Annotated in this window: 27 protein-coding genes and 2 tRNA genes; 15 read left to right on the top strand and 14 right to left on the bottom strand. The window is 63.4% G+C overall.

The window, feature by feature from the left end:
- Positions 1-7 precede the first annotated feature (7 nt).
- A complete protein-coding gene (locus tag JJT62_RS07575) occupies positions 8-574 on the top strand; it encodes a diguanylate cyclase (RefSeq protein ID WP_202072113.1) in 567 nt (188 codons plus the stop codon).
- Positions 575-582: 8 nt separating this feature from the next.
- On the opposite strand, the gene JJT62_RS07570 is transcribed toward JJT62_RS07575, so the two are convergent.
- The 8 genes from JJT62_RS07570 to JJT62_RS07535 form a co-directional block, all read right to left on the bottom strand.
- On the bottom strand, positions 583-1,458 hold the full coding sequence (locus tag JJT62_RS07570) for a manganese catalase family protein (protein WP_202072112.1): 876 nt from the start codon (positions 1,456-1,458) through the stop codon (positions 583-585).
- A 281-nt stretch (positions 1,459-1,739) separates the two neighbouring features.
- On the bottom strand, positions 1,740-2,879 hold the full coding sequence (gene glf / locus JJT62_RS07565; protein ID WP_202072111.1) for a UDP-galactopyranose mutase: 1,140 nt from the start codon (positions 2,877-2,879) through the stop codon (positions 1,740-1,742).
- Positions 2,872-3,924, bottom strand: a complete 1,053-nt coding sequence (locus JJT62_RS07560; protein ID WP_202072110.1) for a glycosyltransferase — start codon at positions 3,922-3,924, stop codon at positions 2,872-2,874. The genes glf and JJT62_RS07560 overlap by 8 nt, the downstream gene beginning before the upstream one ends.
- 249 nt (positions 3,925-4,173) lie before the next feature.
- Positions 4,174-5,040 (bottom strand): phenylalanine 4-monooxygenase, encoded by an 867-nt coding sequence (gene phhA, locus JJT62_RS07555; protein ID WP_202072109.1) that lies wholly within the window; start codon positions 5,038-5,040, stop codon positions 4,174-4,176.
- Between the two features lie 145 nt (positions 5,041-5,185).
- On the bottom strand, positions 5,186-5,452 hold the full coding sequence (locus tag JJT62_RS07550; protein WP_202072108.1) for a hypothetical protein: 267 nt from the start codon (positions 5,450-5,452) through the stop codon (positions 5,186-5,188).
- A 297-nt stretch (positions 5,453-5,749) separates the two neighbouring features.
- Positions 5,750-5,980: a hypothetical protein gene (locus JJT62_RS07545; RefSeq protein WP_202072107.1), complete on the bottom strand. Its 231-nt coding sequence runs from the start codon at positions 5,978-5,980 to the stop codon at positions 5,750-5,752.
- Positions 5,981-6,129: 149 nt separating this feature from the next.
- Positions 6,130-6,402 (bottom strand): hypothetical protein, encoded by a 273-nt coding sequence (locus tag JJT62_RS07540; RefSeq protein ID WP_202072106.1) that lies wholly within the window; start codon positions 6,400-6,402, stop codon positions 6,130-6,132.
- A gap of 97 nt (positions 6,403-6,499) precedes the next feature.
- Positions 6,500-7,288 carry an AAA family ATPase gene (locus JJT62_RS07535; protein ID WP_202072105.1) on the bottom strand — a complete coding sequence of 263 codons (789 nt, stop codon included), beginning with the start codon at positions 7,286-7,288 and terminating at the stop codon, positions 6,500-6,502.
- Between the two features lie 416 nt (positions 7,289-7,704).
- Here JJT62_RS07535 and JJT62_RS07530 point away from each other — a divergent pair, with 416 nt between their 5' ends.
- Together JJT62_RS07530 and JJT62_RS07525 are read left to right on the top strand one after the other, a co-directional pair.
- Positions 7,705-9,288 carry an ATP-binding protein gene (locus JJT62_RS07530; RefSeq protein ID WP_202072104.1) on the top strand — a complete coding sequence of 528 codons (1,584 nt, stop codon included), beginning with the start codon at positions 7,705-7,707 and terminating at the stop codon, positions 9,286-9,288.
- 273 nt (positions 9,289-9,561) lie between these two features.
- On the top strand, positions 9,562-9,903 hold the full coding sequence (locus JJT62_RS07525) for a hypothetical protein (protein ID WP_202072103.1): 342 nt from the start codon (positions 9,562-9,564) through the stop codon (positions 9,901-9,903).
- 135 nt (positions 9,904-10,038) lie between these two features.
- Here the strand turns inward: JJT62_RS07525 and JJT62_RS07520 are convergent, their stop codons facing one another.
- The 3 genes from JJT62_RS07520 to JJT62_RS07510 all read right to left on the bottom strand — a co-directional run bounded on the left by JJT62_RS07520 (position 10,039) and on the right by JJT62_RS07510 (position 12,147).
- On the bottom strand, positions 10,039-11,037 hold the full coding sequence (locus JJT62_RS07520) for a serine protease (protein ID WP_202072102.1): 999 nt from the start codon (positions 11,035-11,037) through the stop codon (positions 10,039-10,041).
- A gap of 289 nt (positions 11,038-11,326) precedes the next feature.
- Positions 11,327-11,401 (bottom strand) — tRNA-Val (locus JJT62_RS07515).
- Between the two features lie 50 nt (positions 11,402-11,451).
- A complete protein-coding gene (locus JJT62_RS07510; protein ID WP_202072101.1) occupies positions 11,452-12,147 on the bottom strand; it encodes an HAD family hydrolase in 696 nt (231 codons plus the stop codon).
- A 111-nt stretch (positions 12,148-12,258) separates the two neighbouring features.
- Here JJT62_RS07510 and JJT62_RS07505 point away from each other — a divergent pair, with 111 nt between their 5' ends.
- From JJT62_RS07505 to JJT62_RS07480, 6 genes are all read left to right on the top strand, one after another.
- Positions 12,259-12,660: a hypothetical protein gene (locus JJT62_RS07505; RefSeq protein WP_202072100.1), complete on the top strand. Its 402-nt coding sequence runs from the start codon at positions 12,259-12,261 to the stop codon at positions 12,658-12,660.
- Positions 12,657-13,445 carry an HAD-IIB family hydrolase gene (locus JJT62_RS07500; RefSeq protein WP_202072099.1) on the top strand — a complete coding sequence of 263 codons (789 nt, stop codon included), beginning with the start codon at positions 12,657-12,659 and terminating at the stop codon, positions 13,443-13,445. The genes JJT62_RS07505 and JJT62_RS07500 overlap by 4 nt, the downstream gene beginning before the upstream one ends.
- Positions 13,446-13,556: 111 nt before the next feature.
- On the top strand, positions 13,557-14,279 hold the full coding sequence (rpiA, locus tag JJT62_RS07495) for a ribose-5-phosphate isomerase RpiA (RefSeq protein WP_202072098.1): 723 nt from the start codon (positions 13,557-13,559) through the stop codon (positions 14,277-14,279).
- On the top strand, positions 14,276-15,652 hold the full coding sequence (gene gor, locus JJT62_RS07490; RefSeq protein ID WP_202072097.1) for a glutathione-disulfide reductase: 1,377 nt from the start codon (positions 14,276-14,278) through the stop codon (positions 15,650-15,652). The genes rpiA and gor overlap by 4 nt, the downstream gene beginning before the upstream one ends.
- A 1,019-nt stretch (positions 15,653-16,671) precedes the next feature.
- Positions 16,672-18,051 carry a class II 3-deoxy-7-phosphoheptulonate synthase gene (locus JJT62_RS07485; protein ID WP_202072096.1) on the top strand — a complete coding sequence of 460 codons (1,380 nt, stop codon included), beginning with the start codon at positions 16,672-16,674 and terminating at the stop codon, positions 18,049-18,051.
- Between the two features lie 280 nt (positions 18,052-18,331).
- A complete protein-coding gene (locus JJT62_RS07480; protein WP_202072095.1) occupies positions 18,332-18,781 on the top strand; it encodes a DUF1810 domain-containing protein in 450 nt (149 codons plus the stop codon).
- A 201-nt stretch (positions 18,782-18,982) separates the two neighbouring features.
- Here JJT62_RS07480 and JJT62_RS07475 read toward each other — a convergent pair whose 3' ends face one another.
- Positions 18,983-20,125: a ceramide glucosyltransferase gene (locus JJT62_RS07475; protein ID WP_202072094.1), complete on the bottom strand. Its 1,143-nt coding sequence runs from the start codon at positions 20,123-20,125 to the stop codon at positions 18,983-18,985.
- A gap of 209 nt (positions 20,126-20,334) precedes the next feature.
- Between JJT62_RS07475 and gltX the strand changes: the two genes are divergently transcribed.
- The gene (gene gltX / locus JJT62_RS07470) at positions 20,335-21,678 is read left to right on the top strand and encodes a glutamate--tRNA ligase (RefSeq protein ID WP_202072093.1); all 1,344 of its coding nucleotides are present in this window, start codon (positions 20,335-20,337) and stop codon (positions 21,676-21,678) included.
- A gap of 186 nt (positions 21,679-21,864) precedes the next feature.
- Here gltX and JJT62_RS07465 read toward each other — a convergent pair whose 3' ends face one another.
- Positions 21,865-22,437 (bottom strand): NnrU family protein, encoded by a 573-nt coding sequence (locus tag JJT62_RS07465; protein ID WP_202072092.1) that lies wholly within the window; start codon positions 22,435-22,437, stop codon positions 21,865-21,867.
- A gap of 42 nt (positions 22,438-22,479) precedes the next feature.
- Positions 22,480-22,812, bottom strand: a complete 333-nt coding sequence (locus JJT62_RS07460; RefSeq protein WP_202072091.1) for a hypothetical protein — start codon at positions 22,810-22,812, stop codon at positions 22,480-22,482.
- A gap of 313 nt (positions 22,813-23,125) precedes the next feature.
- Between JJT62_RS07460 and JJT62_RS07455 the strand changes: the two genes are divergently transcribed.
- The 5 genes from JJT62_RS07455 to JJT62_RS07435 all read left to right on the top strand — a co-directional run bounded on the left by JJT62_RS07455 (position 23,126) and on the right by JJT62_RS07435 (position 26,097).
- The gene (locus JJT62_RS07455; RefSeq protein ID WP_202072090.1) at positions 23,126-24,433 is read left to right on the top strand and encodes a winged helix-turn-helix domain-containing protein; all 1,308 of its coding nucleotides are present in this window, start codon (positions 23,126-23,128) and stop codon (positions 24,431-24,433) included.
- Positions 24,434-24,506: 73 nt separating this feature from the next.
- Entirely contained in the window at positions 24,507-24,911 is a 405-nt protein-coding gene (gene mce, locus JJT62_RS07450; protein ID WP_202072089.1) for a methylmalonyl-CoA epimerase, read from the top strand.
- A 3-nt stretch (positions 24,912-24,914) separates the two neighbouring features.
- On the top strand, positions 24,915-25,154 hold the full coding sequence (locus JJT62_RS07445) for a DUF1467 family protein (RefSeq protein ID WP_202072088.1): 240 nt from the start codon (positions 24,915-24,917) through the stop codon (positions 25,152-25,154).
- A gap of 154 nt (positions 25,155-25,308) precedes the next feature.
- Positions 25,309-25,384 (top strand) — tRNA-Lys (locus JJT62_RS07440).
- Positions 25,385-25,578: 194 nt separating this feature from the next.
- Positions 25,579-26,097 (top strand): replication initiator protein A, encoded by a 519-nt coding sequence (locus JJT62_RS07435; RefSeq protein ID WP_370568502.1) that lies wholly within the window; start codon positions 25,579-25,581, stop codon positions 26,095-26,097.
- The last annotated feature ends 13 nt before the right edge of the window (positions 26,098-26,110 follow it).

The raw sequence follows: 26,110 nt of genomic DNA, 5'->3' as shown, positions 1-26,110 counted from the left end.
GCGCCCGATGGCCCAGGACCCAACGGCGCTCATATTGATGTATTTCATCGTTCCGATTTGGTTTCTCGCCGGCGTGGCCGATTGGATGTGTCACAGAGCGACGCATATCGAAACGACATCCGGTCCAAAAGAGTCGCTCCTGCATCTCCTCATGTTCGCGGAACTCGGCCTGCCCTTGCTGGCGGCGATCTTTCTCGACGTGAACGCGCTGGTGATCGCTTTCATGATCGCCATGTTTCTTCTGCATGAGGCGACCGCCTTCTGGGATGTCTCCTATGCTGTCTCGACGCGGCGCGTGACGCCTCTCGAGCAGCATGTGCACAGCTTTTTGGAGATGATCCCGCTCATGGCGCTGCTTCTCATCATCGCGCGCCATTGGCCGCAATTTCTCGCCCTTTTCGGCGCTGGAGAAGAAGCGCCCAGAACGGCGCTGGCGTGGAAGCCCGAACCGCTGCCCCAAGGCTATATCGTCGCCGTTCTCTCCGGGGCGACCCTGCTCGGCCTCCTGCCCTATCTCGAAGAATTATGGCGTGGGCTCGCGGCGCGCCGTCACGCGCCGCGCAAGGCGTTCTGACGCGAGGATCACGCTCTCCCCGACTGCCCGAGATCCGCGCCCGTCGTCGGATCGGCCATGGGGTTCGACATGGTCCGAGCCGCAAAGCTCGACAAATCGCTGCGTTCGGAACTCGTCAGGCCGACGCTCGCATCGCCTTCGCCGCCATCGACAGGAATGGCGCCGATAACATCGTCCATGCGCCGCCACTGCTCGCCCGAGTTCCACGGACCCATCGTATCGCCCTCGCCCTGCGAAGTGTTGACGTAAAGGTCGGCGTATTCGGGAATGCCCTGCAGCTTGCCGGGCGGGAAGTTGCCTTCGATCGAGTACAGCGCCTTCTCGAAAGATTTCTGATGCGCGATCTCGCGCGTCATCAAAAAGCCGAGCGCTTCCTTGACGCCCGCATCGTCGGTGACGTTGATCAGGCGCTCATAAACAATCTTGGCGCGCGCCTCCGCCGCAATATTGGAGCGCAGATCGCAGGCGGGATCGCCGACCGTGTCGATATAGGCGGCGGTCCAGGGGACGCCCGAGGAATTGGTCAGGCCCGGTCCGCCGCCGTAAAGAATCGCCTGCGTATGACTGTCGCCGCCCTGAGTCAGAGAGCGATAGAGATCCGCCTCCGATTGCGTCGCCTCCGCCAGCTCGCCTTTCACGCCCTTGTTCAGCATGGCGACGATGCTGCCGATAACTTCGAGATGGCTCAGCTCTTCCGTGGCGATGTCGAGCAGCATGTCCTTACGGCCGGGATCGTCCTCGGCGAGCGCCTGCGTGAAATAGCGCATGGCCGCCGCAAGCTCGCCCTGCGGGCCGCCGAACTGTTCGAGAATAAGGCTCGCCAGCACAGGATTCGGCTCCGAGACGCGAACCGTATACTGGAGCTTTTTATTGTGCGTGAACATGGCCGTCTCCTGTCGCGGGCGCTCCCGGCGAAACGCTTGTCGGCCAACCCGGTTCCCAATTCGGAGCGCATGCGATTAGTGCGTCATTCCCGACGCTCGCGCCGTTTGAACACAAAGGAAATGACTGCCGTCATTGCGAGGAGGCGGAGCCGACGAAGCAATCCAGGGCCGCATCGCCGCCCTGGATTGCTTCGCTTCGCTCGCAATGACGGGCGCTGAGTAAAACTTAGCGCTTCTGTGGCTTTCATTACCCAATGCAAGCCATTCAAACGGAAATGGTGTTACTCCGCCGCCACGGCGCTCGCCAGCGCACGGTTTTTCGGCGGCGCAACCTCTGCGCAGATGCGACGGAACGAGGCGAGCGCCTGTCCGACAACCTGGTCCATATTATAGTAGCGGTAGGTTGCAAGCCGCCCGACGAACCAGACGTCCTTCTGCGCCAGCGCGAGTTTCTCGTATCTCTTATAGAGCTCCATATTCTCGGCGCGCGGCACCGGATAATAGGGATCGCCGCTATCGCACGGATACTCGAAGGTCACGCTCGTCTTCTCATGGCGCTGTCCGGTCAGATGCTTATATTCGGTGACGCGCGTGTAAGCCTCCGTCTGCGGATAATTCACGACGGCGACGGGCTGGAGCCACGGCCGGTCGAGCGTCATATGTTTGAACTGCAACGACCGATAGGGCAGCTTGCCGAAACGGAACTCAAAAAACTCGTCGATCGGGCCCGTGTAGATGAGACGCCGATAATCGACTTCATCGCGTATCTCCTCGAAATCCGTTTGCAACATGATCTTGATGTTCGGATGATCGAGCATGCGTTCGAACATGCGCGTATAACCGTCCGTGGGCATATATTGATGGCTATCGGTGAAATAGCGATCGTCCCTGTTGACGCGCGTCGGCACGCGCGCCGTCACGGATTTGTCGAGCTGCGACGGCTCGACGCCCCATTGCTTCTTCGTGTAACCCTTGAAGAATTTCTCATAGAGTTCGCGTCCCACAGTGGTGACGACGACATCTTCGGAGCTTTTGATTTCTTCTCTCTTCTCGGCGCGCGCCGCAAACCATGCGGCGAGGCCCTCGGAATCGAGCGAAAGGCCAAAAAGCTTGTTGACCGTGTCGAGATTGATCGGGATCGGCAAAAGCATCCCATCGACCTTCGCCAGCACACGGTGCTCATAGGGACGCCACCGCGTGAACTTCGAAAGATAGCCGAAGATCGCTTCGGAATTGGTATGAAAAATATGCGGTCCGTATTGATGAATGAGCACGCCGGCTTCATCGTGCCGGTCATAGGCGTTTCCGCCGATATGCGCCCTTTTGTCGATGAGAAGAACCCGCTCTCCGCGTTGAGACGCAATGCGTTCCGCAAGAACGCTTCCGGCGAAACCCGCGCCGACGATCAGCCAGTCAAACACGACGCGCCTCCATGCCTCTGTGCGAGATCGAATTCAGATGCCCCGCCATCCCCGCCCATGTGCTGTCCCACGACATGCCGGAAAGATGCGCGTCGACCATTCTCAGCCAGGGCCCTTTCGGTCTGCGCAGCAGATATTCGGCGCGTTCAACGAACTGTTCGGCCGTTCTTGCGATCTCCACGAGCCCCGCCTTTCCATAAGGCTCGACGACGTCGGCGATCGGCGTCGACACCAATGGGACGCCAGCGGCAAGAAACTCGGGCGTCTTTGTGGGGCTGATAAAACGCGTCGCCTCATTCAGCGCGAAAGGCATAAAACCAACGTCCCACCCCGCGAGGTAACGCGGCAGCGACTCATAGCTTTTGCACCCGAGCCAATGGATGTTTGGCGCGAGGGGAAGCCGCGATGGATCGATCTTCGCGGTCGGGCCCACCATCACCAATTGCCACTGCGGGCGAAGCGCGGCAACGCCGGCGACGATGTCGAGATCCATCCGCTCGTCGATAACCCCGAAAAATCCCATGCGCGGATGCGGAATGAGCGCTTGATCCTCGGGCGCGTCGCGCATGGTCCGCGCCACACGAAAATGCGCGACGTCGACGCTGCTGGGATAGACGTGGATATTTGGATGCCGATTGCGTTTGGCCTCGTAAAGCGAACGGCCGCCGACATAGACGACGTCGCATTTATCGAGCAAGCGGCGCTCCCAATCGGCAATGTCGCCCGGCGCTCCGACAAAGGCGGAGAGTTCATCCATGTTGTCGTAGACGCAGCCATCGGGCTCGAGCTCATGCGTGAAGCGGAGCGCCATGGGCGTGTAATACCAGGCAATCAATCGCTTTGGCTGAATCCGCGACAAGAGCCGCGCCAAAAGCGCTTTCAATGTTTCGTTGGTCTCTGCATCGTTCAGCCCTTTCGGCACGAGCGGCGTGACGACCGAGACGTTGCACGCTTCATCCGTCTCTATGCGCAAGACAGGCGGCCCGTCGAAAAACTCGGGCTCCTCGAAATACCAGGTCTGGAACTCTTTCGCCGCGCGGCTCATGAGATGTTGAGGACGCTGAAAAACAAAACGCCAACGCAAATGTGAAAAGCATAAAAGGTGGGATGAAGCGCTCGTCTCATGTACCGCACGCGCCATTGGTGACTCCTTGTCCGCGTAGCTCCCGCTCGCATCGTCTTTGCACGGGCGTTGCTCTGCCGCCCTTGTCGAAACAGCTCGGAAACGCTTTTGTTCCAAGGGGCCGCATAGCCGGCAGCCAGCGCAGCGCCCGTACGGGGCGCATGTCGAACTTCAATGCCGCGTGCGAAAGTATCGCAGATCGCCCGTCGTGATGACGTGATCGTCAGGGAGAAGTTCGTGCGGCTCTATATCGCGCGCCGCCTGCAGCCGATCATAAAACGCGCCGAAATCCTGGTAGCATTGATCGAGAAGCTGCTCGAAGCTGTCGATGACGAAATAGATCTGCTGATAATCGCTGATGACATATTTCGTTCGCATGATGCGAAAGAGATCGAAAGCGATTCGATTGGGCGACGTGTCTTCGAGCGAGAAAACGGTTTCGCCCGGCGACGACAATATGCCCGCGCCGAAAATGCGCAGCCCGTCGCTGGAGCGGATCAAGCCGAACTCCACCGTATACCAGTAGAGCCGCGCCAGATTGTGCAATTGGCCTCTACTCAGCGCGCGCTGGCCGCCCTTGCCATAGGCTTCGAGAAAACGCGCATAGACAGGATCGGCCAGCAGCGGCACATGGCCGAAGACATCGTGAAACACGTCTGGCTCGGAAAGATAATCGAGCGCGCGCTCCGAACGGATGAAGGCGCCGGCGGGAAAACGGCGATTGGCGAGACAATCGAAAAAGACGTCGTCGGGGATAAGTCCCGCGACGGGCGCGATGCGCCAGCCCGTCAGACGGGAGAGGCGATCGCTCACTTTCGAGAAATCGGGAATGCAATGGCGCGGGAGCTTCAGCGTCTCTTTGGCTTCGAGAAAGGCGTCGCAGGCGCGGCCCGGCAGAAGCTTTTCCTGCCGCGCGACGAGACGGCTCCAGCGGTCGTGTTCGTCCTGCGTATAGGAGCGCCAGTTCTGCGCAATCGTCCAGCCGCCGTTTCGCGGCGTCTCGGCGGCGCGATTGTGTGACTGTGACGCTTCGGCCATGGAAGACCTCGCCATCCCCCCACGCTTCTATCTATGTCGGAGGCTGACGGCGTGTAGCGGCGCGGCAAGCGCGCTCCGGGGCGCGCGAAAAATCAACAATCTTGAAAAAATGAGAAGGCGCGGACGAAACGCCCGCGCCGATCGATCAGTGCTTGCGCTTCTTGCCGCCCGACGGAGGCGTGGTCTCGGACGCCGGCGAGGCAAGGCCCAACTCGGTGCGGCAGGCTGGGCTGATGCTGGCCGCGCTGGCCCGCAGGCATTTCTCGATCGCGACGGCGTCCGGCACCTGGGCCTGGCAGAAACGGTAAGCGTCGTCCTCGCAGGCGGCGCGCTGGGAGGCGGTGCCCTCAGCCAGGGCCGGCGCCGCCACGGTGATCGCCAGCAAAGCCGAAAGCCGGATAAAAATGCGCATTCACACGTCCCTTCTCGATTGATTTGGATTTCCTGCGGTGCTCAGCGCAGGCTGAGCGGATCATACGCGATTGGAAGCCTTGGCGAAACCGCCCTGACTGCGGTCGCCGCCCGGCGAGGGCCGAAAAACGCCCATCGGGCCAAAAAAAGAGCCGCTGGTCGGCCAGCGGCCCAAGTTCAGGGAGGAAATGCCCAAGGAGAGCACACGACGATTGCACGCGTGAGCTATGGCAAAACTGTGTTCGGCGGGGGCCGAAGCTCCAAAAAAGCTGTGCTGTTGCAGCTTTACCACAACCGGTCAGCGGGGCTTGCTGCCCTCGAATGTGCGTAGCTCGGCCGTGGAGGGCGCCTTGATGCTGGCGTTGAGCTTGCGCAGCATTGTGAGGCACAGTTCCTTCACCGCGTCGTCCTGCACCGTGTCGGTCAAACGCGCGACATGGTAAAAGGCCATCGCCCGCTGGGAAACGAGATCCTCGTAGCTGAAGGGGTCGGACAGGCCGTCCATATCGTCATGGGTGTTGTCAGTCATAGAGCCCTTCCGATCGTTTCGCCTGCATATTGGGATGGGAGACGATAAATTAAAGGGGACCGGCGGCAAGCGCCGCTTGGCGCAAAATCCGCAAAAATCGACAGGCTTTTTGCAAGCACGCGCTCCAGCTTCTGCGCGCGCTCGATTTCCTACCGAGGCGACGAGTCCATCCGGGAGGAAAACCCGCCCGGCGTGGTTAAGGCCCCATAGGTGGCCTGACGCGCCTCCTGATGTGGACTGAGCGCATAAAGAACATATGACGAGAGCGAGACCGCCGTCGCCGCGACAATGACTCCGAGAAGGCTCTGCCTGGCCCGCAACGAGGTTCGCGCCGCCGGACCGGCGAGGGCGAACAGGCCGACAAGGCCGATGAAAGCGCTGAGCAAAGCGGTGAGATAAAGCGTCTCGACGGCGACGACCATTGCTTCCTCCGCCGGATCACGCGCCGGGCCGGCGAAAGACGCCCGGCGCCCATTGGCTCCTAACGCGCGCTTGCGAAAGAAGGTCCGGAGCGCCGAATCATCGCCGCCGGGCGGCGTCTTCCGGCGGCGGCCGTTCCGCCGTCCCCCTGTCGGCTGGCAAAAGCGCATTCAGGAAGCTGGCGTAAAAGTCGTGCGCCTTGATCGCCTGATCGAAGAAGCTCCGATACGGGAACAGGGACAGCTCCGGCGCCGCCGATCTGGCCTTCTCCTCGAGCCGGCCGCGCAGCGAGGCCCAAAGCCGGCGCATCTCCCGGGCGGCGACGCCGCTCGGGTTGAGCTCCCCGACCCCGAGGCCGAGGCGGATGGCGTCCTGATAATCGACGCGGGTGGAGACGAGCGGCGCCAGCAGCGCCCCGAGCTGCTGCAAGGCCTGCGCGCCGCGCTCGACGCGAACGCCCTGCTGGGCGGGCGGACATTGGTTGAGAAGGAAAGCGTAATCCTTGCCGCACGACCGCACCTTGGCCAGGGTCGCTTCGCTCGCCCATATGTCGAGCGTGTTGGGCCGCGCCGGGATCACGCAAAGATCCGCGGCCCGTATCGCCTCTTCGCAGGCAGCCGGATCCGCCCCCGGCGTGTCGATCACCGCCAGCGTCACGCCCTTGCTTGCCAGCGCCGCCAAGGCGGGCGCGAGCTTGCCCGGCGGGATATGTTCGACCGGAACGTCGACCGCCTTGCGCGCCTTCGACCATTTGACCAGCAATTGCAGCGGGTCGAGATCGCAGATGAAGACGCGCTCGCCCGCAAGATGGCCGGCGACGGCGACATTGCTCGCGAGCGTGCTTTTCCCGGAGCCGCCCTTCTGGGCGACGAATGCGACGATATGCATGCCCCCGCCTGGTTCAGGGTTGGAACGCCGGGAACTGACGCGCGACGCTTGGCGCCGCCAGAAGCTGTAAATTGGCGGCCGCCCGCTTCCGTGCCGAGGGAAGCATCGGGAAAGATACAACCGGCGATGGCGTTGCTGAAAGAAAATTTCGTAACTTTCAGTGGTCCGAAACCACGCTTTTCCCCTTTGAAGTCTCAAACCTACCCGTAAAGCCCCTCTGACAGTGAAGCTCGCGCGTCTTCTCTCCAACGAGCCATACGCGAAAAACTGCCGCCCTGGGTATATTATGTCCATGGCGCAGCTTGAAATTCCGGCCTCCACCTGCTTGGGGAGGCATAGCCGAAACGGCTCTCGCGGCGCGTTCAAGGGGTTAGCGAGGGCTTGGCGGTTTCTCGCGGCGACGGGAGTTGCGGCACATGTTATCCGCGTTGAGTGAATGGCTGTTTGGCGCGTCCGGGCTCGCGCCCCACGGCTATTGCCTGCTTTGGGAACCCGAGCTGATTTGGCTTTATGCGATTTCCGACACAGCCATCGCGGTCGCTTATTTTTCCATCCCCATGGCGCTCGGCATTATCGGAAGACGGCGCCGCGATCTCATCTTTCCTCCGATGCTGTGGCTGTTCGCCGCTTTCATCATGCTTTGCGGCACCACCCATTGGCTCGATCTGGCCACGCTTTGGACGCCGCTCTATGGCATTCAGGGCGTCGTCAAGGCTGCGACGGCGCTGGCCTCGATTTCCACGGCGATCGTGCTGTGGTGGAAGCTGCCGGATTTTCTCTCTCTCCCGTCGATCGCCCAATTACGCGACGCCAACGCCGCCCTGCGCGAGAGCGAGGAACGCCTGGCGCATGCGCAGAAGATGGAGGCGATCGGGCAGTTGACGGGCGGCATCGCGCATGACTTCAATAATATGCTTCAGGTGATCGTGGGGTCGATCAGCGTCATCGAGCACCAGATCGAGATCGGGCGCGCCCAAGACATCAAGCCTGCCGTCGCCGCCATACAAAAAGCCGCGAACAACGCCTCGAGCCTCATCAACAGATTGCTCGCCTTCTCGCTGCGCCAGACGTTGACGCCGCGCGTCATCGAGCCCGGCAGGCTCGTCGCCGGAATGGAGGAGTTGCTGCGTCGGACTCTGGGGCCCGAAATCGAGCTGCGGCTGTGCCTGGCGCCGGCGCGCTGGAACGTCGCCTGCGACCCTTCGCAGCTCGAGAGCGCTCTGCTGAATCTCGCCATCAATGCGCGCGACGCCATGCCCGAAGGCGGCGCGCTTCAAATCGCCACGGCGGATCGGGAGCTGATCGCCGACCCGGACACCCCCGGCGCGCAGCCGGGAAACTATGTCGAGATCGCGGTGACCGACAGCGGCGAGGGCATGACCCGTGAGGTCCTGAGCCGGGTGTTCGAACCTTTCTTCACCACCAAGCCGACGGGCAAAGGCACGGGCCTCGGCTTGTCCCAGATATATGGTTTCGTCAAACAATCCGGCGGATTCGTGCGGATCGAGAGCCATCCTGGCGGGGGAACGCGCGTGAGGATTTATCTTCCCGGCCGCGGGCCCGTAAAGGATTGCGTCGCCGCTGAAGATCGCCCCCGCATCGAAGCAGCGGCTTTGTCCGAGTCGACCCATCGTGGAAAAGCTCTCGTCGTCGAGGACCAGGCGGAGGTGCGCGCGCAAATCGCCGAGGCGGTCGCCCGAATGGGCTTTACCGTCGTCGAAGCCAGCGAGGGCCTGGCCGGACTGAAGGAATTGGAGTCCGACGCGCCGCTGGACCTGCTGATCACCGACGTCTGCCTGCCGGGCGTGAACGGTCGCCAGCTCGCCGAAACCGCTCAATCCAAGCGGCCGGAGCTACCGGTGCTGCTGATTACGGGCTATGCGGGGAATTCGTTGGAGACGTTGCGGCTCGCGCCAAATATGCAAATCCTGCGCAAGCCGTTCCTTCTGGACGAATTGACCGCCAGGGTCCGCGCGATGGCGGGAAACGCCGCTTCGTAAATGAGACAGGCGCGCCAGCGTCTCACGCTCGAATGGTGCGGGCTCGGATCTTTCGCAAGCCCAAAAACGCTCTGCTGCCCTTCCCAGACTATTTCTGCGTCCCCGCGAATGGAAATGGCGACGCGATGCTCTGTTCAGGGCAAGAGAAAATGGATGGGCGCCACGCGCGCACGGCTGAATTTTTCAGGGGACAGGCGGCGCGCACGACGGCCAGCTTATCAACCAGCCCACGGCAGGCCTGGAATCATCGGCGCGCCGGTCGTGCGAAACGCCATGCGTCTCGGCAAGCAGGTAGGCAATGGCGTCGTAAATGACCGCGAAGGCGAGCAAGGAGGCGACGCGGCCGCTGGCCAGGCAATAGGCGCAGCATTTGGTCTGATCGTGATCGTGACCCGGCACCGGCTGGTGGCCGCCATCGGGATTGCACAAAGCGCCTGCGGCCTCAGCGGCCGGAGAAAAGTCTGGCGCATCCGCCCATTTGCCGAGGCCAGAGAGCGGCGCGAAATGGAACGTAAGCAAGCAGACGAAGGCGCAACGATCGCGCGCCGAAAGATATCGTTTTTGGTCCGCCCCAGATACATGGGCGGCGAAAAGGCTCAAAAGCTAGCTGATTAGAAAAGCTCGGCGAATAGAGCGCGTGCCGGTGCGCGCCCTTCGGTGAGGAGGGCGTGTCAGCCTGGAGCGGATCATGGCTTAGCGATTTACTCACGACCGCCTGTCTGTCAGCAAGTCAGTCCGCTCGCGGATTCTCTAGTGGCCCACTCGATTTAGCCAGACGGGCAATGAAGGAAAAGCGATCGGGTTATCCTCGCGAAATTTCGTTAATTCCTCCGAGAAGAGAACCTGATGCAAAAAATACGACGGCGTAACCGCAGCAACCCCGATATTTTCGGGCGTATAAGGAATGACTGCAGTTGGGCTCTGAGCGAACTTTACCGGCGTTGAATTCAAGAATGTACCCCTCATGATACCAGCGAGCGCGATGCTTGGGGGACCGATACTTATCGATCCCGGTTGACGATCGATCCCCAGGTAGAAAAACACCGGGGAACCACTATTGCCGCCGAATGACTGCGTTTCGAGTAGATAGAGTTTCACGAGCGCTGGCGGCTTTGAAGGGTCATCCACCCATTTGAGCGGCTCATCGGGAAGCATGGCAACGCGGCCGAAGCGAAACACAGGATAATTGCGATGCTCGCCTGCGAATTGGACCATCAACCCCGCAAAAAATACTTCTGACCCTTCGGCGATATGGAGCTCTGAAAACTTTTCCTCCGTTGTGAGCATGTCTTCTGGAATGATCTTGAAATCAAACTTTGCTTGGTCTGGCATCCAAGGAACCATCGCTATGTCAACGCTTGCATCTGAGTGGGTATAGACGGTTTTTTGTCCCTTATTGAGCAGGTCGAGGGGGATGTATTCTACATCTCCTCCTTTTTTATCGAGGCGGACAAACACTCTGCTAAATAAATTTCCAGTCGCGTCCGCGAGCACATGCTTAGCGGTAACAAAATAACCATAAATTCCTTTATTCGGCTGCTTGGCGTTAACACCTACAAAAAAGCCCGTTCCGTAAGGGATCGGCGAACCAGTGCTATCATGTTTTAGATTTCCTTGCTCGTCTGCCAAGAATACGAAGGTCACGACCTTCTTAATATCCGGCGGGACGGTCGCGGCCAACATTTCCGTACAGGTTGTGACAAGGAGGAGCAGGCTCATTGCGAGTAGCGGGACGAGGCGAAATCGCATTCTAAAACTTCCGCTCAGGTTTGGTTAATATGCCACGATCTAAGCCTTGGAGAGCGCCTGTTGCAAGGTCCAATCGCAAACGCATTTTGAGCAAAGTTCCGTCCCCATCCCATCTCTCTTCGGGAGGAATAACGCATCCGGGGAGGCGAGGTTGAGGCCTGCAACCGGGGCCCTGAGGGCGAACGCACAGGGAACAATTTCCCCCGATTGCACAGGGAAATTTGTTTTTCGTTCGCTGGGGAGAAGGGGAGTGATCACTCCCCTATCGTCTCGTTTCTCAGCATTTCAATGGTGGGCGATGCAGGGATTGAACCTGCGACCCCTCCCGTGTGAAGGGAGTGCTCTCCCGCTGAGCTAATCGCCCGTCGCGTCGGACGCGAGGAACCCTCCTGTAAGAGAGGGCGGGGCGTTCCGTCAAGTGCGCGTGAAGGCGGAGGGCGGGAGAATCGACTCCGCCGCCGCCCAAAGCTCGTCGAAATGCGAGATCACCCGGTCCGGCGCGAGCTCGGTCACGGGGATCTCCGTATAGCCGAAATCGACCGCCACCACCGGCGCGCCGGCGCCTTTGGCGGTGTCGATGTCGGTCTTGGAGTCGCCCACCATCACCGCCCGCGCCGGGTCCCCGCCCGCGGTTTCAATGGTCAGCTCCAAAGTGCGCGGATCGGGCTTGTGCATGGGGAAAGTGCCGCGCCCGCAGATCGCCGCGAAACGATCGGCGGCTCCGAGCTTCTCCAACAGCAGTCGCGCCATCCGCTCGGGCTTATTGGTGCAGACCGCAAGCTTGAAGCCGGCATCCCCGAAGCGATCGAGCGCCGCCAGCGCGCCGGGAAACAAGCGGCTTTCGTCGGCGATATGGGCCTCGTAATGGGCCAGAAACTCGATCACCAGCGGCTCCACCCGGTCTGGCGGCAGCGGCGCGCCGCTGAGGGCGAAGCCGCGCTCGATCAGCGCCCGCGCCCCCGCCCCCACGATGCTGCGCGCCGACGCGGGCGCCGCCATCGGCAGGCCCTCGCGGGCTAGCAGCACATTGAGGGTGGCGATGAGATCATGGGCGGTGTCCGCCAAAGTGCCGTCGAGATCGAAGACGAGAATGGGCGCGCGCTGGGTCATGCGCCTGGGCCTAAAGGGCACGTGCCCGCCGATCAAGCGCCGCCGCCCGATTTTCGCGCCGAAAGGCGGCGTGTAGACTGCGCGCAACCGATTCGCGACAGGAGAGAAGGAATGCGTCTTTCGCAATTTTTCGGTGGCCGGGGACGCCGTTTGCGCGCAGCATCGCTCGCCCTCGGGCCGCTCCTGGCGACGGGCGCTGCGCTCGCGGCCGGAAACTACGAATTTCTCGCCGCCCCGCAGACCGACCTCAACCGCGTCTTCCGGCTCGACAAGGCGACGGGCGAAATCGGCGCCTGCCAATATGGCCTGAAGGAAGGCACCGCGATCGGCGTCACTTTGTGCTATCCGCCGGGCGAAGGCGCCAAGGCGGGAACCTTCAGCGAATATGCGCTCGTCGCTTCGCGCCATACGGGCGAAGGCGGCGTGTTCCGCGTCGATCTGCGCTCCGGCATGATGTCGATCTGCTTCGTGCTCAACGAAAGCTCGGTCGTCTGCACGCCCCAAGCCAAATGAAGCCTCTGGCGCAGGCGACGGCGGTTGAGTTCGCGAGCGTTCGCTTCGTTCTCACGGACATGGACGAGACGCTGACCTATCGGGGCCGCCTCCACGCCGATACATATGCGGCGCTGGAGCGGTTGCGCGACGCCGGCGTGACGGTCATCCCGGTGACCGGCGCTCCGGCGGGCTGGTGCGATCAGATGGCGCGCATGTGGCCCGTCGACGGCGTCATCGGCGAGAATGGCGGGTTCTTTTTCCAGCGCGATCCCAGCGGGCACGACATAGCGCGGACATTTTGGCATCCGGACGCGGCGCGCGCCGAGGTCGCCGCCCGCTTGCAGGCGATTGCCGGCGCCGTGCAAGACGCGCTTCCGCAGGCGCGGCTTGCGCAAGACCAGCCATTCCGCCTGACGAGCCTCGCCTTTGCGCGGCCGGACGACCCCGTTCTTTGCGGCAAAATTCTCTCCGCGCTGAGCGACGCCGGCGCGGATGCGACGGTCAACAACCTCTGGGTTCTCGGCTGGATCGGCGGCTATGACAAGCTCGCAATGGCCCGTCGCATCCTCGCCGAAACATTCCGTCTCGACATCGACGACGATCGCGACGCGGTGCTCTATTCCGGCGACTCGACGAATGACGCGCCCATGTTCGCCTTTTTCCGTCACACCGTCGGCGTCAGCACCGTTCGCGACTATCTGTCGGAAATCCCGACGCCGCCAGCCTGGATCACGCAAGGCCCCGGCGGCGCCGGCTTCGTCGAAATCGCCGACGCTGTGATACAGGCTAAAAAACGCGCTTGAGCAGCATTAGCGGCGGGCCGCCCGGGCGATTGCGACCGCGACGATTGATTTTGCGTCCGCAAGCTCCTATTCGCGGGTTTCGCCGCCTCTCCCGCGGCGCGGGATCACACCATGTCGCCCTTTTCCGCTGACGCCATGAAGCGCGCCGCCGCCGAGGCGGCGCTTCAAAAGGTCACCCACGGCATGCGCCTTGGGCTCGGCACCGGCTCCACCGCCGCGCATTTCGTCGATCTGCTCGGCGCCCGCGTGCGCCAGGGGCTGGAAGTGGTCGGCGTGCCGACCTCCGAGCGCACGCGCGTCCAGGCCGAGGGGCTCGGCGTCACGCTCTCGACGCTCGATGAAACGCCGGAGCTCGATCTCACGATCGACGGCGCCGACGAGTTCGACGCATCGCTGCGGCTGATCAAAGGCGGCGGCGGCGCTTTGCTGCGCGAAAAGATTGTCGCGGCGGCCTCCAAGCGCATGTTCGTCATTACCGACGCCACCAAGGAGGTGGAGACGCTTGGCGCCTTTCCGCTGCCCATCGAGATCGACCGTTTCGGCGCGCGCTCGACGAAGCTGCATATCGAGCGCGTCGCGCGCGGCCTGGGGTTAGAGGGCCCGATCACGCTGCGCATGAGCGCGCCGGACGCGCCCTATCTCACCGATGGCGGGCATTATATCTACGACTGCGCCTTCGGCGCCATCGACGCGCCCGAGACGCTCGCCGAGCGGCTGCGGGCCATTCCCGGCGTCGTGGACCACGGCCTCTTCATCGGCCTCGCCACGGCGATCTTCGTCGCCGGCAAGGATGGCGTGCGCATCATCGGCGACGTGACAGGCGGCGCGCTATGAGCGACTTCGATTACGATCTCATCGTCATTGGCGCGGGCTCCGGCGGCGTGCGCGCCGCGCGCGTGGCGGCGAGCCATGGCGCCAAAGTTGCCATTGCCGAGGAATTCCGCGTCGGCGGCACCTGCGTCATCCGCGGCTGCGTGCCAAAGAAGCTTTATGTGCTCGCAAGCCGCTTCAAGGACGAGTTCGAAGACGCCAAGGGCTTCGGCTGGCATGTTGGCGAGACCTCCTTCGACTGGCCGACGCTCGTCGCCGCGAAAGAAAAGGAGATCAGCCGCCTCTCCGGCCTTTATGAGCAGACGCTCGGCAATGCGAAAGTAGAGTTGATCCGCGCCCGCGCGACCATCGCCGGTCCTAACGCGGTGCATTTCTCCGACGGGCGCACGGCGCGCGCGCGCTACATCCTCATCGCGACAGGCGGCGCGCCGGTGCTGGCGCCGCATATTCCCGGCCTCGAATGGGGCCTCTCGTCGAATGAAATCTTCGACCTGCCGACCTTCCCGCAGCGGCTGCTGATCGTCGGCGGCGGCTATATCGCCGTCGAATTCGCAAGCGTCTTCGCGCGCCTCGGCGCGGAAGTTTATCTCGCCTATCGCGCCGATCTCCCCTTGCGCGGCTTCGACGAAGACTTACGCAAGCGCGTCGCCGAGGCGCTGACGTCGGCAGGCGTCGCGCATCACGCCGGCGCGCTGCCGACGCGCATCGACAAATGCGCCAAGGGCTACGCCGTCTCCATGAGCGACGGCGAGACGCGCGAGGTCGACGCCGTGCTGGTCGCCACCGGCCGCCGGCCGCTCACGCAACATCTCGGGTTGGAGCGCGCGGATGTCGCGACGCGCGAGAATGGCGCGATCATCGTCGACGCGCAGTCGCGCACCAATGTGCCGTCCATCTATGCGGTGGGCGACGTGACCGACCGCATCAATCTAACGCCGGTGGCGATCCGCGAGGGCCATGCTTTCGCGGATACGGTCTTCGGCGATCTGCCGACGACCGTGAACTACGACAATGTGGCGAGCGCCGTCTTCACCACGCCCGAGGTGGGCGCTGTGGGGCTGACGGAGGCCGCCGCCCAAGAGAAATACGCCGCGCTCGATATTTACGAGACGAGCTTCCGCCCCATGCGCGCGACGCTCTCCGGCCGCGCCGAGCGCATCTATATGAAGCTCATCGTCGAGGCCGAAGGCCAGCGCGTCGTCGGCGCGCATCTTTTCGGCCCGGAGGCTGGAGAGATGGCGCAGCTCCTCGCCATTCCCCTCAACATGGGCGCGACCAAGCGCGACTTCGACGCGACCATGGCCGTGCATCCGACGGCTGCCGAAGAGCTGGTGACGATGCGGGCGCCGGCGCGCAGGATCAGGCGCGAGGGTTAGCGGGAGCTGCCAGCGCCTTTGCCGTGGTTATGGACCGCGAGCCTTCAGGCTCGCATTGCGGGGCGAGCCTGAAGGCTCGCGGTCCAGAGGCGCCCATGCTTTCTCGCGCTCTCCCCTTCTCTCGCTTGCGGGAGAAGGTGGCCCTCGCGTGAGCGAGGGTCGGATGAGGGCCTATCTCGCCCGCTCATTTTATCCCCACCCTCCAAAGCTCCCCTATACTCGCTCCCGCCTCGCCAACTTGCAGGGGCGTCGTCAGGGTCGGCGGCGCCGGCGGGGTCGGTTAAGCGCGGGACGCGACCCTCGTTCCGTGCGGGACTCCGGCGCCGCCCGCCGGGTCTCTCCTTCGTGGGGAGATTGCGTGGAGAAATCCACGCAAAGGCTGGGCATAGTTTTCGCGCCCGCGACACGCGGCCCGAGTACCGAAAGGGAAAGCGCCGGCGGGCCGGAGGCGGCGCATGTCGAGGCCCTTGCGACGCGCTCGGGAGGTTCAAACCTCCCGGGAAAGAAGCAGGCGCCGTCTGGCGGCTGCGCCGGACGGAGGAACCGCCACGAGATGGCGCTACTTCGGCCCGGAAAGGTGCGCGCGAATAAAGACCGCAGCCGGGACGCTCTGGTTCCGATGCGCTTATTTTTCACGCTACCGGCCGAACGGGGCCGGGGCGTCCCGGCTTCCTGTATCGCCTCGCGTCGGAAATCGGCGGCGGGATTTGTGGCGCTGCATTGCCCCCTCCCCAACCCTCCCCCGCTTCGCGGGAGAGGGGGTAGATTGTGGCCTTCATCAGCAATGCAGATCGCGAGCGTCCCCTCTCCCGCTTGCGGGGGAGGGACAGGGAGGGGGCGTTTCAGTGATGGAAATGATGCCCATTTCCCTGCGCGTAGCCAATCAGGGCCGGGGCGTCCAGCGAGACGCCGGAAAGGGTCGCGCCGTCTCGAATTTTCCTCTATAAGCGCCTTTCACGCCAAAGCCGTGGCCTCACCGGGCCATCCGCTCGCGGCAAGATTTTCGTGGAGTTTGGAAAGTGGAACGCTGGACGCCGGGCAGTTGGAGGAATTTGCCGATCGAGCAGACGCCGGTCTATCGCGACCAGGCGGCGCTCGCGGATGTCGAGAGGCAGCTCGCCGGCTTTCCCCCGCTCGTTTTTGCCGGCGAGGCGCGCAATCTGAAGCGCCAGCTCGCCGATGTGGCGGCCGGCAAGGCTTTCCTGCTTCAGGGCGGCGATTGCGCCGAGAGCTTCAACGAGCATTCGGCCGACAACATCCGCGATTTCTTCCGCGTTTTCCTGCAGATGGCGGTGGTGCTGACCTATGCGGCGGGCTCGCCCGTGGTCAAGGTCGGCCGCATCGCCGGGCAATTCGCCAAGCCGCGCTCCTCGCCCTTTGAAAAGAAGGGCGATCAGGAGCTGCCGAGCTATCGCGGCGACATCATCAACGACCTGGAATTCACGCTCGCCTCCCGCGAGCCCGATCCGCAGCGCCAGCTCCTGGCCTATCGCCAGTCGGCGGCGACGCTCAATCTGATCCGCGCTTTCGCGGCCGGCGGCTTCGCCAATCTCGAAAATGTGCATCGCTGGATGCTCGGCTTCGTGAAGAACAGCCCGCAATCCGCGCGCTATCAGAAGCTCGCCGACCATATCACCGAGACGCTCGGCTTCATGCGCGCGATCGGCCTCGATCCCGAGCACCATCCCGAGCTGCGCGGCACGGATTTCTACACCTCGCACGAGGCGCTCCTGCTCTGCTACGAGCAGGCGCTGACCCGCATCGATTCCACGACGGGCGATTATTACGCGACCTCCGGCCATATGCTGTGGATCGGCGATCGCACGCGCCAGGAGCAAGGCGCGCATGTCGAATTCATGCGCGGCATCAAGAACCCGATTGGCCTGAAATGCGGTCCGAGCCTCACGCCGGACGGATTGCTGCGCCTCATCGACGCCCTCAATCCCGACAATGAGGCCGGGCGGCTCACGCTCATCTGCCGCTTCGGCGCGGATAAGATCGGCGACGCCATGCCCGCGCTCGTGCGCACCGTCACCCGCGAGGGGCGTAATGTCGTTTGGTCCTGCGATCCGATGCACGGCAACACGATCAGCGCGGCGGGCTACAAGACGCGGCCGTTCGACCGGATCATGTCGGAAATCCGCGGCTTCTTCGAGGTCCATCAGGCCGAAGGCAGCTATGCCGGCGGCATTCATCTCGAAATGACCGGCAAGGACGTCACCGAATGCACCGGCGGCGCCCGGGCCATTTCGGAGAATGATCTGCGCGACCGCTACCACACCTATTGCGACCCGCGCCTCAATGCGGAACAGGCAATTGAAGTGGCGTTCCTCGTGGCCGAGTTGCTCAAGGCGGAGCGGGTTTCCCGCGGCGTCCCGGAGCAACACGCGGCCGAGTAAAACCATTTCCGTTTGAACAGCTCGCTTAGGGTCATGTCATTCCCGGCGGGCTGAAAGCCCGACCGGGAATCCAGAGCCACAAGAGCGCTGGTTGTGCTCTGGATTCCCGATCGCTCGCTCTGCGAGCGTCGGGAATGACAACCGGGCCAATCAGCGGATCTCCGTTCGCGCCGCCCCCAAGAGGCGCGGCGTAAGTCCGTCACGCTATATCTCTCCCCACCCGTCGCCGCTCCGCTAAGATAGCGGGCGACGACGGGGGATGAGATGTGGGGTGGCGGCCATGAGCGCTCCGGACAACAACGACCCTTTCAATCTGCAGCGCTTCATCGAGGCGCAAAGGGGCTCTCACGCGCAGGCGCTCGCCGAGCTGCGCGCCGGGCGCAAAACCAGCCATTGGATCTGGTATGTCTTTCCGCAACTGACGGGTCTCGGCTTCAGTCAGGCCAGCCGTTTCTACGGTCTTTGCGGCCTTAATGAAGCCCGCGCCTATCTTGCCCATCCAGTTCTTGGCCCGCGGCTGCGCGAATGCGTGGACTCCATGCTGGCCACGAGCGCTCGCAGCGCCGAAGAGGTGCTGGGCTCTATGGACGCATTAAAATTCCGCTCGTCGATGACGCTGTTTGCGCATGCCGCGCCGCAGGAGCCGCTTTTCGCAAGGGCTCTGGCGCGTTTTTTCGACGGCGCGGAAGATCCGAAAACGCTCGAATTGCTAAAAGAAGAAGGGCGGTGAATGCGCCCTTCAGTTTGTTTACGAACTTCGGAGGCGGCCTCGTCCTTCGAGACGGGCGCTTCGCGCCCTCCTCAGGATGAGGCCTATGTGTTTGGCGCAGATGCAGAAGCCCCTCATGCTGAGGAGGCTGCGCAGCAGCCTTCTCGAAGCACGAGGGGCGTCAATGCCACTTTGTCGGCGATCCTATCTGCGAAAGCGGCGTCAGCCGACCGTATCTTCGACCTCGCGCACAGTCATGGCGTTGCCATGCCAGACGAAATCGTCGAAGAGCAGCGCGTCGACGAACATCACCGGAAGCAGCAGATCGCGCATCGCCAGCGCGAAGGGCGTGCGCCAGTCGAGCGGGAAGCGGCAAACGCGCGCCAGCCACAATTCGCCGCCATGCAGCGCGCCGACAATCGCTGTGGCGGTGAAAGCAGCGGAGGCCGCGTCGCCGCCGAACTCCAGCGCCGCGTAGGCGCCGAGCACCACGGCCACGAAGCTGCCGTTCATGAACTCCGGCGCGTAATGGGCGGGAAACGTCACGCGGCGCAGGCGCGCCCAGCGGACATGGCGGGAATAGACCTCATGCGCCGTGCGCTGGCCGAGCGGCTGCTCAAAAGGCATGTCGACGAGGCGCACCCGCATGTTCTGGGCGCGGATGACCTTGGTCGAGGCGGCGTCCTCGGCGATCTCGGCGCCGAGCGCGCGAATGCCGCCGGCGCGGTCGAGCACCTCGCGCCGCCACATCATATTCTTGCCCTGGGCGAAGCCCGCGCCGATCGCCTCGGCGCCATATTGCCAGCGCGCCTGGAAGGTGTTGAGGATCGCGCATTCGACCGCGCCCCAGAAGCCGACCGGGCGGGAGCCTATCGGCATGGAGACGGTCATCGCCGTGTCCGGCCGGAAGGCGGCGAGCATGGTCTGCACATAATCACGCGGCGGCAAAGCGTTGGAATCGGCGAGGATCACATAGTCGTAGCGCGCCGCCTCCCAGCCCTTGACGCAATTATTGAGCTTGGGATTGGCGCTGACGTAATCGTCGCCGATCAAGAGCCGCGCCTCGCGTTCGGGATGCGCCTCGATCAACCGCTCGACGAGCGGGATGATCGGATCGCTCGGCGACTGCACGCAGAAGATGATTTCATAATGCGGATAGTCGAGCTCGAAGGTCGCGCCGAGCGTCTCTTCCGAGAAGGTCTCGACGCCGCGCACCGGGCGCACGATGCTGACCCAGGGCGCATCGGCCGGAGCTGGCATGTTCCGCTCGCGGGCGCGGCATTTGCGGCCCATGAGCCACATGCTGGCGAAGTTGAGGACGAGGATGAAGGCGCACCATCCGGCGCAGATATAGGCGAGGATCATCGAGTTTTTCGGCTCACGCGTCGACTTGGGCGGATTGGCGGCGCAGGCGAAGGCTGGCTTCGGTCTGACGGTTGGCGCGGCGCGCCAGGCCCGGACGCGGCCAGCTCAATATTCCGACTGACAAAAACGTCGGCTCTTGGCAAAAGGGTTGCGGCGCGGGATTCTTTTCCCTGCCCTCGCTTTGCGAAAACTCCTGACGAAGCTTCCTCATGACCTCTCCGATCGTTCGTTTCGCGCCGTCCCCGACAGGCCGCATCCATATCGGCAATGCGCGGGTCGCGTTGTTCAATTATTTGTTCGTCACAATGCACCATGGACGATTCATACTGCGGTTCGATGACACTGATTTCGCCCGATCTACCGAGGAATTTGCAGGTTCGATCGAAATCGATCTCGCCTGGCTCGGCGTCGCTCCGGACGCGATTTTCAGGCAGTCAGAGCGCATCGCGCTCTACGAGGCCGCGGCCGCAAAATTGCGCGAAGAGGGTCGCCTCTACCCCTGCTACGAGACGCAGGACGAGCTGGAAAAGCGCCGCAAAATGCAGCAGGCGCGCGGCCTGCCGCCAATCTACGATCGCGCCGCGCTGCGCCTTTCCGACGCCGAGCGCGCCAAGCTCGAGGCCGAGGGCCGCCGGCCGCATTGGCGCTTCAAGCTCGCGCCGGGCGTCGTGGAATGGAACGACCTCATTCGCGGGCCTGTGCATATCGATTGCGCGGCGCTCTCCGATCCGGTGCTGATCCGCGAGGATGGGAGCTTCCTCTACACCCTGCCCTCCGTCGCCGACGACATCGACATGAAGATCACCCATGTCATTCGCGGCGAGGACCATGTGACCAACACGGCCGTGCAGCTCCAGCTCTTCGCGGCGCTTGCGCCGCAGGCGCCGCCGCCCGCTTTCGCCCATCACAATCTGCTGATCGGCGCGAGCGGCGAAGGGCTTTCCAAGCGCACCGGCTCGCTCTCCATCGCCTCGCTGCGCGAGGAAGGCTATGAGGCGCTGGCCGTCGCGGCGCTCGCGACGCTGACCGGCTCCTCCGATAATGTGCAGGCCGTGCGCACGCTCGCCGAGCTGGGGCGGCATTTCGATCTCGCCCATGTCTCGCGCAATCCGGCGCGCTTCGATCCGGATGATCTCGCAACGCTGACGCATCGCACGCTGGCGCTCTTCGAATTCGAGGATGTGCGCGACCGTCTCGCCGCGCTCGACGTCGTCGGCCACAAGGCGGAGCCGCTGTGGCGCGCGGCGCGCGGCAATCTCTCGACCTTCGACGATATTCTCAAATGGTGGCGCGTGGTCGAGGGCGAGATCGCGCCGGTCCGCGAAGAGCCGGAGTTCCTCGCGCAGGCCGCCGCGCTTCTGCCGCAGGAGCCTTGGGACGAGACGACCTGGTCCGCCTGGGTCGGCGACGTGAAGACGGCGACGGGCCGCAAGGGAAAAGCCTTGTTCCACCCGCTGCGCCTCGCGCTTACGGGGGAAGAAAGCGGTCCCGAGCTCGCGGCGCTCCTGCCGCTGATCGGGCGCGCGACGGCGCTCGCGCGCCTTGCCGGCTGACGAGGCCCTCTTCCGAAGTCATGTGAATTTTGGTCGACTGCTGCTGTCATTCTCGACGCTCGCGCAGCGAGCGATCGGGAATCCAGAGCAACCATTTACTATTTTGGCTCTGGATTCCCGGTCGCGCTTCGCGCGCCGGGAATGACAGATATCAATGCGAGCAATCCAAGCAGGAATTTATGTCGCTCAGCGCAGAACGGCGACGCCGAAGAGATAGGGGTGCAGCAAAAGGAACAACACATAAAGCGCCGTGCCGGCGCCGAGCGCGATGGCGTCGCCCTTGGTGAAGGCGTCGAGACGCGGCGCACCGAGGTCGCCGCGCCGCTTGACGGCGATTCGGTCATAGACGCCGAAGCCAAGGAAGGAGCCGAAAAGCAGCATGCCGCCGAGATCGCCGTTGACGAGAAGATGCGCGGTCGCCCAGCTCTTCAGCGCGACGAGCGTCGGATGACGCAGCCAGCCCCTGATGCGCGAGGGCGGCGCGCGGCGGCTGGCGAGCGCCACGAAGGCGATCCACACCAGCGGCATGGCGATATGGCGCGTCCAGGACGGCGGGTCCCAGATCTGGATGATTCCTTCGGCGCGATAGCGCGAGAAGCCCCAGACGATCAGCACAAGACCGAGAAGCGCGACAGCCGAATAAGCGCCCTTATAGGCCTGCAGGCCATATTGCGCGACGAGCTGGCCGCGCGCGCCGCGCAGGGTGGAAAAGACATGGACGCCAATGAAAAGCGCTATGCCGAGAATGAGAACGAGCATGTTGGGTTGGCTCCTCGCCGTTGGCAAAAAGAGTTATACGCCTCAAAAACAGCGCACTTGCGCTTCGGCCTGCGCGCGACGCAGCGTTTCCAACGTATCGCGCGCGGCGCCCGTGTTGCGCATCATCATGCCGATCTGTCCCGGCTGCTGATTGACGCTCGCGACCGTCTCGGCGGCGACATAGCTGTCATAAGGCAGAATGCTCGCGATCACGTCGATGGAGCAGGAGCATTGCTCGAGCGACAACCGCGAATCGCCGTTTGCTTTCATGCAGGCGAACACATAATCGGCGCGCGCCGAGGTGGGGTAGTCGTTTATGTCGGCCGCCGCCGCAGGGGCGGCCGCGAACAAGAGCATAGCGAGCACAAGACGCATCGCGCTTTCCCATCCTTAAAGAAGTCTGTTTTGCAGTCTATCGCTTCGCCCGCGCGACAACCAGCGGTCGCCGGCCAAGGTGACGCAACGTCGGCGCAATGTCATTTCCCCGTCACCCTGCCCCTCTAAACCGGCCTTAGAACCGCTGGGCGACAGCTCGGAAGTTCTAAAAACGCCGGGCCGGAGGTACGCCCGGCGTTTTTTTATGCCCGGCATTTGCGAGATTCTCGCAACGCCAAAGGCAAAAAGATTTGTTATTTTAAGGTCTTGCGCCAGACAGCCGAAATCGGACATTGTAACCCGGGAGGGGACGATGGTCGGTTCTGTCAGGTTCGCAGGATTTTTTTACAGCGCTCAGACCGGCTTACAACGGGATGGCGTCCCGATTCACCTCGGGCCCCAGGCCCGACAACTGCTCGAACTTCTTCTCGAGTCGAATGGGGGAGTCGTCTCGAAGGCCGAGATCGCTTCCCGACTATGGCCGGATCGCCCGCCGTCGGACGATTCGATCGACCGCTGCGCCTATCTCTTGCGCAAGCCGCTGCGAGAAGCCGGCTCCGGCGATCTGATCGCGACCGCCTATGGCCGGGGTCTCTCCCTGCGCGCGAAGGTGCAGCCGGCCGACCCTGAGAACGAGCCTATGCGCGCGCCGCCTGAGGCCATCGAGGGACGCATTCTCGATCTTTGGCGGACGGCCTATGAGCTCGCCGGAACGCATTCCCGCGACGGCTACGCCCGGGCGCAAGCGGCGATCGCGGCCGCGGTCGAGAACGGGGGCGAATCGCCGGCGATCTGGTCGCTTTCCGCCGATATCGCGGCCGGCCGCGTCGTTCGCGGGCATCTGCGCCCCGCGCAAGCGGCGGCGATGATCGAGGCCGACGCCGGCCGCGCGCTCGCGCTTTCCCCTGATTTTCCTCCCGCTTTGGCCGCGCTGGGCTGGGCGCGCGCCACGCTCTCGGCGCGGCTCGACGAGGGGCTGGAGATGCTCGACAGAGCGCTGGCGCAAGACCCTGATTACGGCAGGGCGCGGGCTTACCGCGGCTGGGCGCTCGCGGGCGGCGATCGGCTGGCCGAGGCGATCCGGGACGTCGAAGCCGGGCTGCGGGTTTGCCCTTACGATGAAACGCTTCTGAGCTTGCGCGCCTGGCTGGAGCTCTGCGCCGGCGATCCCGAAGCGACCGACGCGCTGGCCCGCCGGGGGCTGCATCTGCGGCCCGACGCCGCCAGCCTGCGCGTTGTCGCCGCCACGGCGTGCAGCCTGTGCGGAAAGCATGACGACGCTCACGAAGCGGCGCGACACGGATTGCAGGCGACGCCCAACGACCCGCTGCTTCTCGCCGCCTTTTCCTATGTGCTCGCGAGAGCGGGACGGCACGACGAGGCCGAAACGGCCCTTGCCGCCTGTTCGTCGAATGACGACGCGGCGCCGCCGCTTCTGTTCGAAACGGCCGCGAAACTGGCGCTCGGCCGAGACGCCGAAGCGAGAGAGTCGCTCCGTCGGGCGCGCGACGAGGGCTGCCCCTGGTTCGTTTTCGCGCCGCATGAACCGCGCCTCACGCCTCTGCGCAGCGAAATAAGCAGCTTGCGCGGCAGCCCGATCCAGATCGTCGAGGACGGTTGATATTTGTCCCGCCGTGGCCTTAATGCCGCGAGCAACATCGCGGCGTCGCCGCTCGGCTTGGGGAAATTAAAGAATGATCGGTCGTCTCAATCACGTCGCTATCGCCGTCGCAAGCGTGGAAAAAGCCTCGGCGGTCTATCGCGACGCGCTGGGCGCAAAGGTAACGGAGCCCGAGACGCTCGCCGAACACGGCGTTACCGTCGTTTTCGTCGAACTGCCGAACACCAAGATCGAGCTACTCGAGCCCTATGGCGAGAATTCGCCCATCGCCGGCTTCGTCGCCAAGTCGCCGTCCGGCGGCGTCCATCACGTGTGCTATGAGGTCGACGACATCCTCGCGGCGCGCGATCAACTGAAGGGCGCGGGCGCCAGAGTTCTGGGCGACGGCGAGCCGAAGATCGGCGCCCATGGCAAGCCGGTGCTCTTCCTGCACCCGAAAGACTTCTGCGGCACGCTGATCGAACTCGAGCAGGCCTGACCCATGCCCTTCCCGCTTCCCCTCGCCCTGGCGATCTACGTCACGATCTGGTGGATCACCCTGCTTGCGGTCCTGCCGCTCGGCGTTCGCTCGTCCGAGGAAGCGGGCGAGGAGCTGCCGGAAGGCGCCGATCCGGGCTCGCCCGTCGCGCCCCAGCTCGCCAGGAAAGCCGCGATCACCACAGTGGTTGCGGCCCTGATCTTCGGCTTGGTCGTAATTGCCGCCAATTTCATCGCCGGTTAGCTTTTTGGGGCGATTGAAGGCGGAACCGGCCGAAGCGGGGTTGACCCGCCCCGCGGCGGCCGGTAGTTGAACGCTAGCCGCGCCAGCGGCCGGCAAGCGGACCGACCCGCCTGCCTACAGCCCCGCCGCCAGATGTGACGGGGCAAAACGGTTAGAGCGCGTAGCTCAGTCGGTAGAGCATCTGACTTTTAATCAGGGGGTCCCGGGTTCGAGCCCCGGCGCGCTCACCAACAAAATCAAAGATATAAGCGTCGCGTGGTATCTGCGCGCTATAGGCTGGTGACCACATGGTGACCACTCGCGCCTCACTGAAAATTTATAGGACGCCGCGGGCGAGCCCGATAAGTCAGGGCCCGAACAACTGCATCTTTAGCTTCGCCATGAGCGTGTAGAAATCCTCACATTCACCGGCCGCGCCACGGGCGTGCGCAACTATCAACGGCTGCGCGCCGCCTTCGACCTCCTGCAATTGACGAACGCCGTGACTTCCATCCGTCAATGCACCGAGCGCCGGCGACGGCGCTTCTCCTCGACCAACGAATGGAAGGAGACCGCCGATCCGAGCGGACGCCCTATCGGCGTCGAACTCATCATCCCCGACTGGTTCTATGTGCACGTCATCAACGAAGCCTTGGTGGTCACAATCGACGGGGCTTATCTGGCTTTATCGCCTCGTTCGCAAGGACGCCGGCAATCACCAGGGCAGCTGGAGCTTCGATTTCACGCATCTCCACGCCAAACCGGCGCGCTTTCGCCGCTCAAACATTTCGCCTTCGATCTGCGCGACATCGTTCGGCGCCAGCCCATTCCCAATTACCGGCTCGACATTCGCCGAGGGCTGTTCGACCGCGAACTTCTGGTCTTCGCGTCGCTCACCACCGATCCGCTCGAGCGCGCCGTTCAGCGCCTCGATCGTCGTCTCGCCGCTGTGGAAAAGCTGTGAATAGCCTCGTGCT

Origin of the sequence: Methylocystis sp. Sn-Cys (assembly GCF_016745395.1) — a bacterium.
Lineage (GTDB): Bacteria > Pseudomonadota > Alphaproteobacteria > Rhizobiales > Beijerinckiaceae > Methylocystis > Methylocystis iwaonis.
Note: the sequence above shows the minus strand (reverse complement) of the source record. Positions and strands in the feature narration are given on the sequence as shown.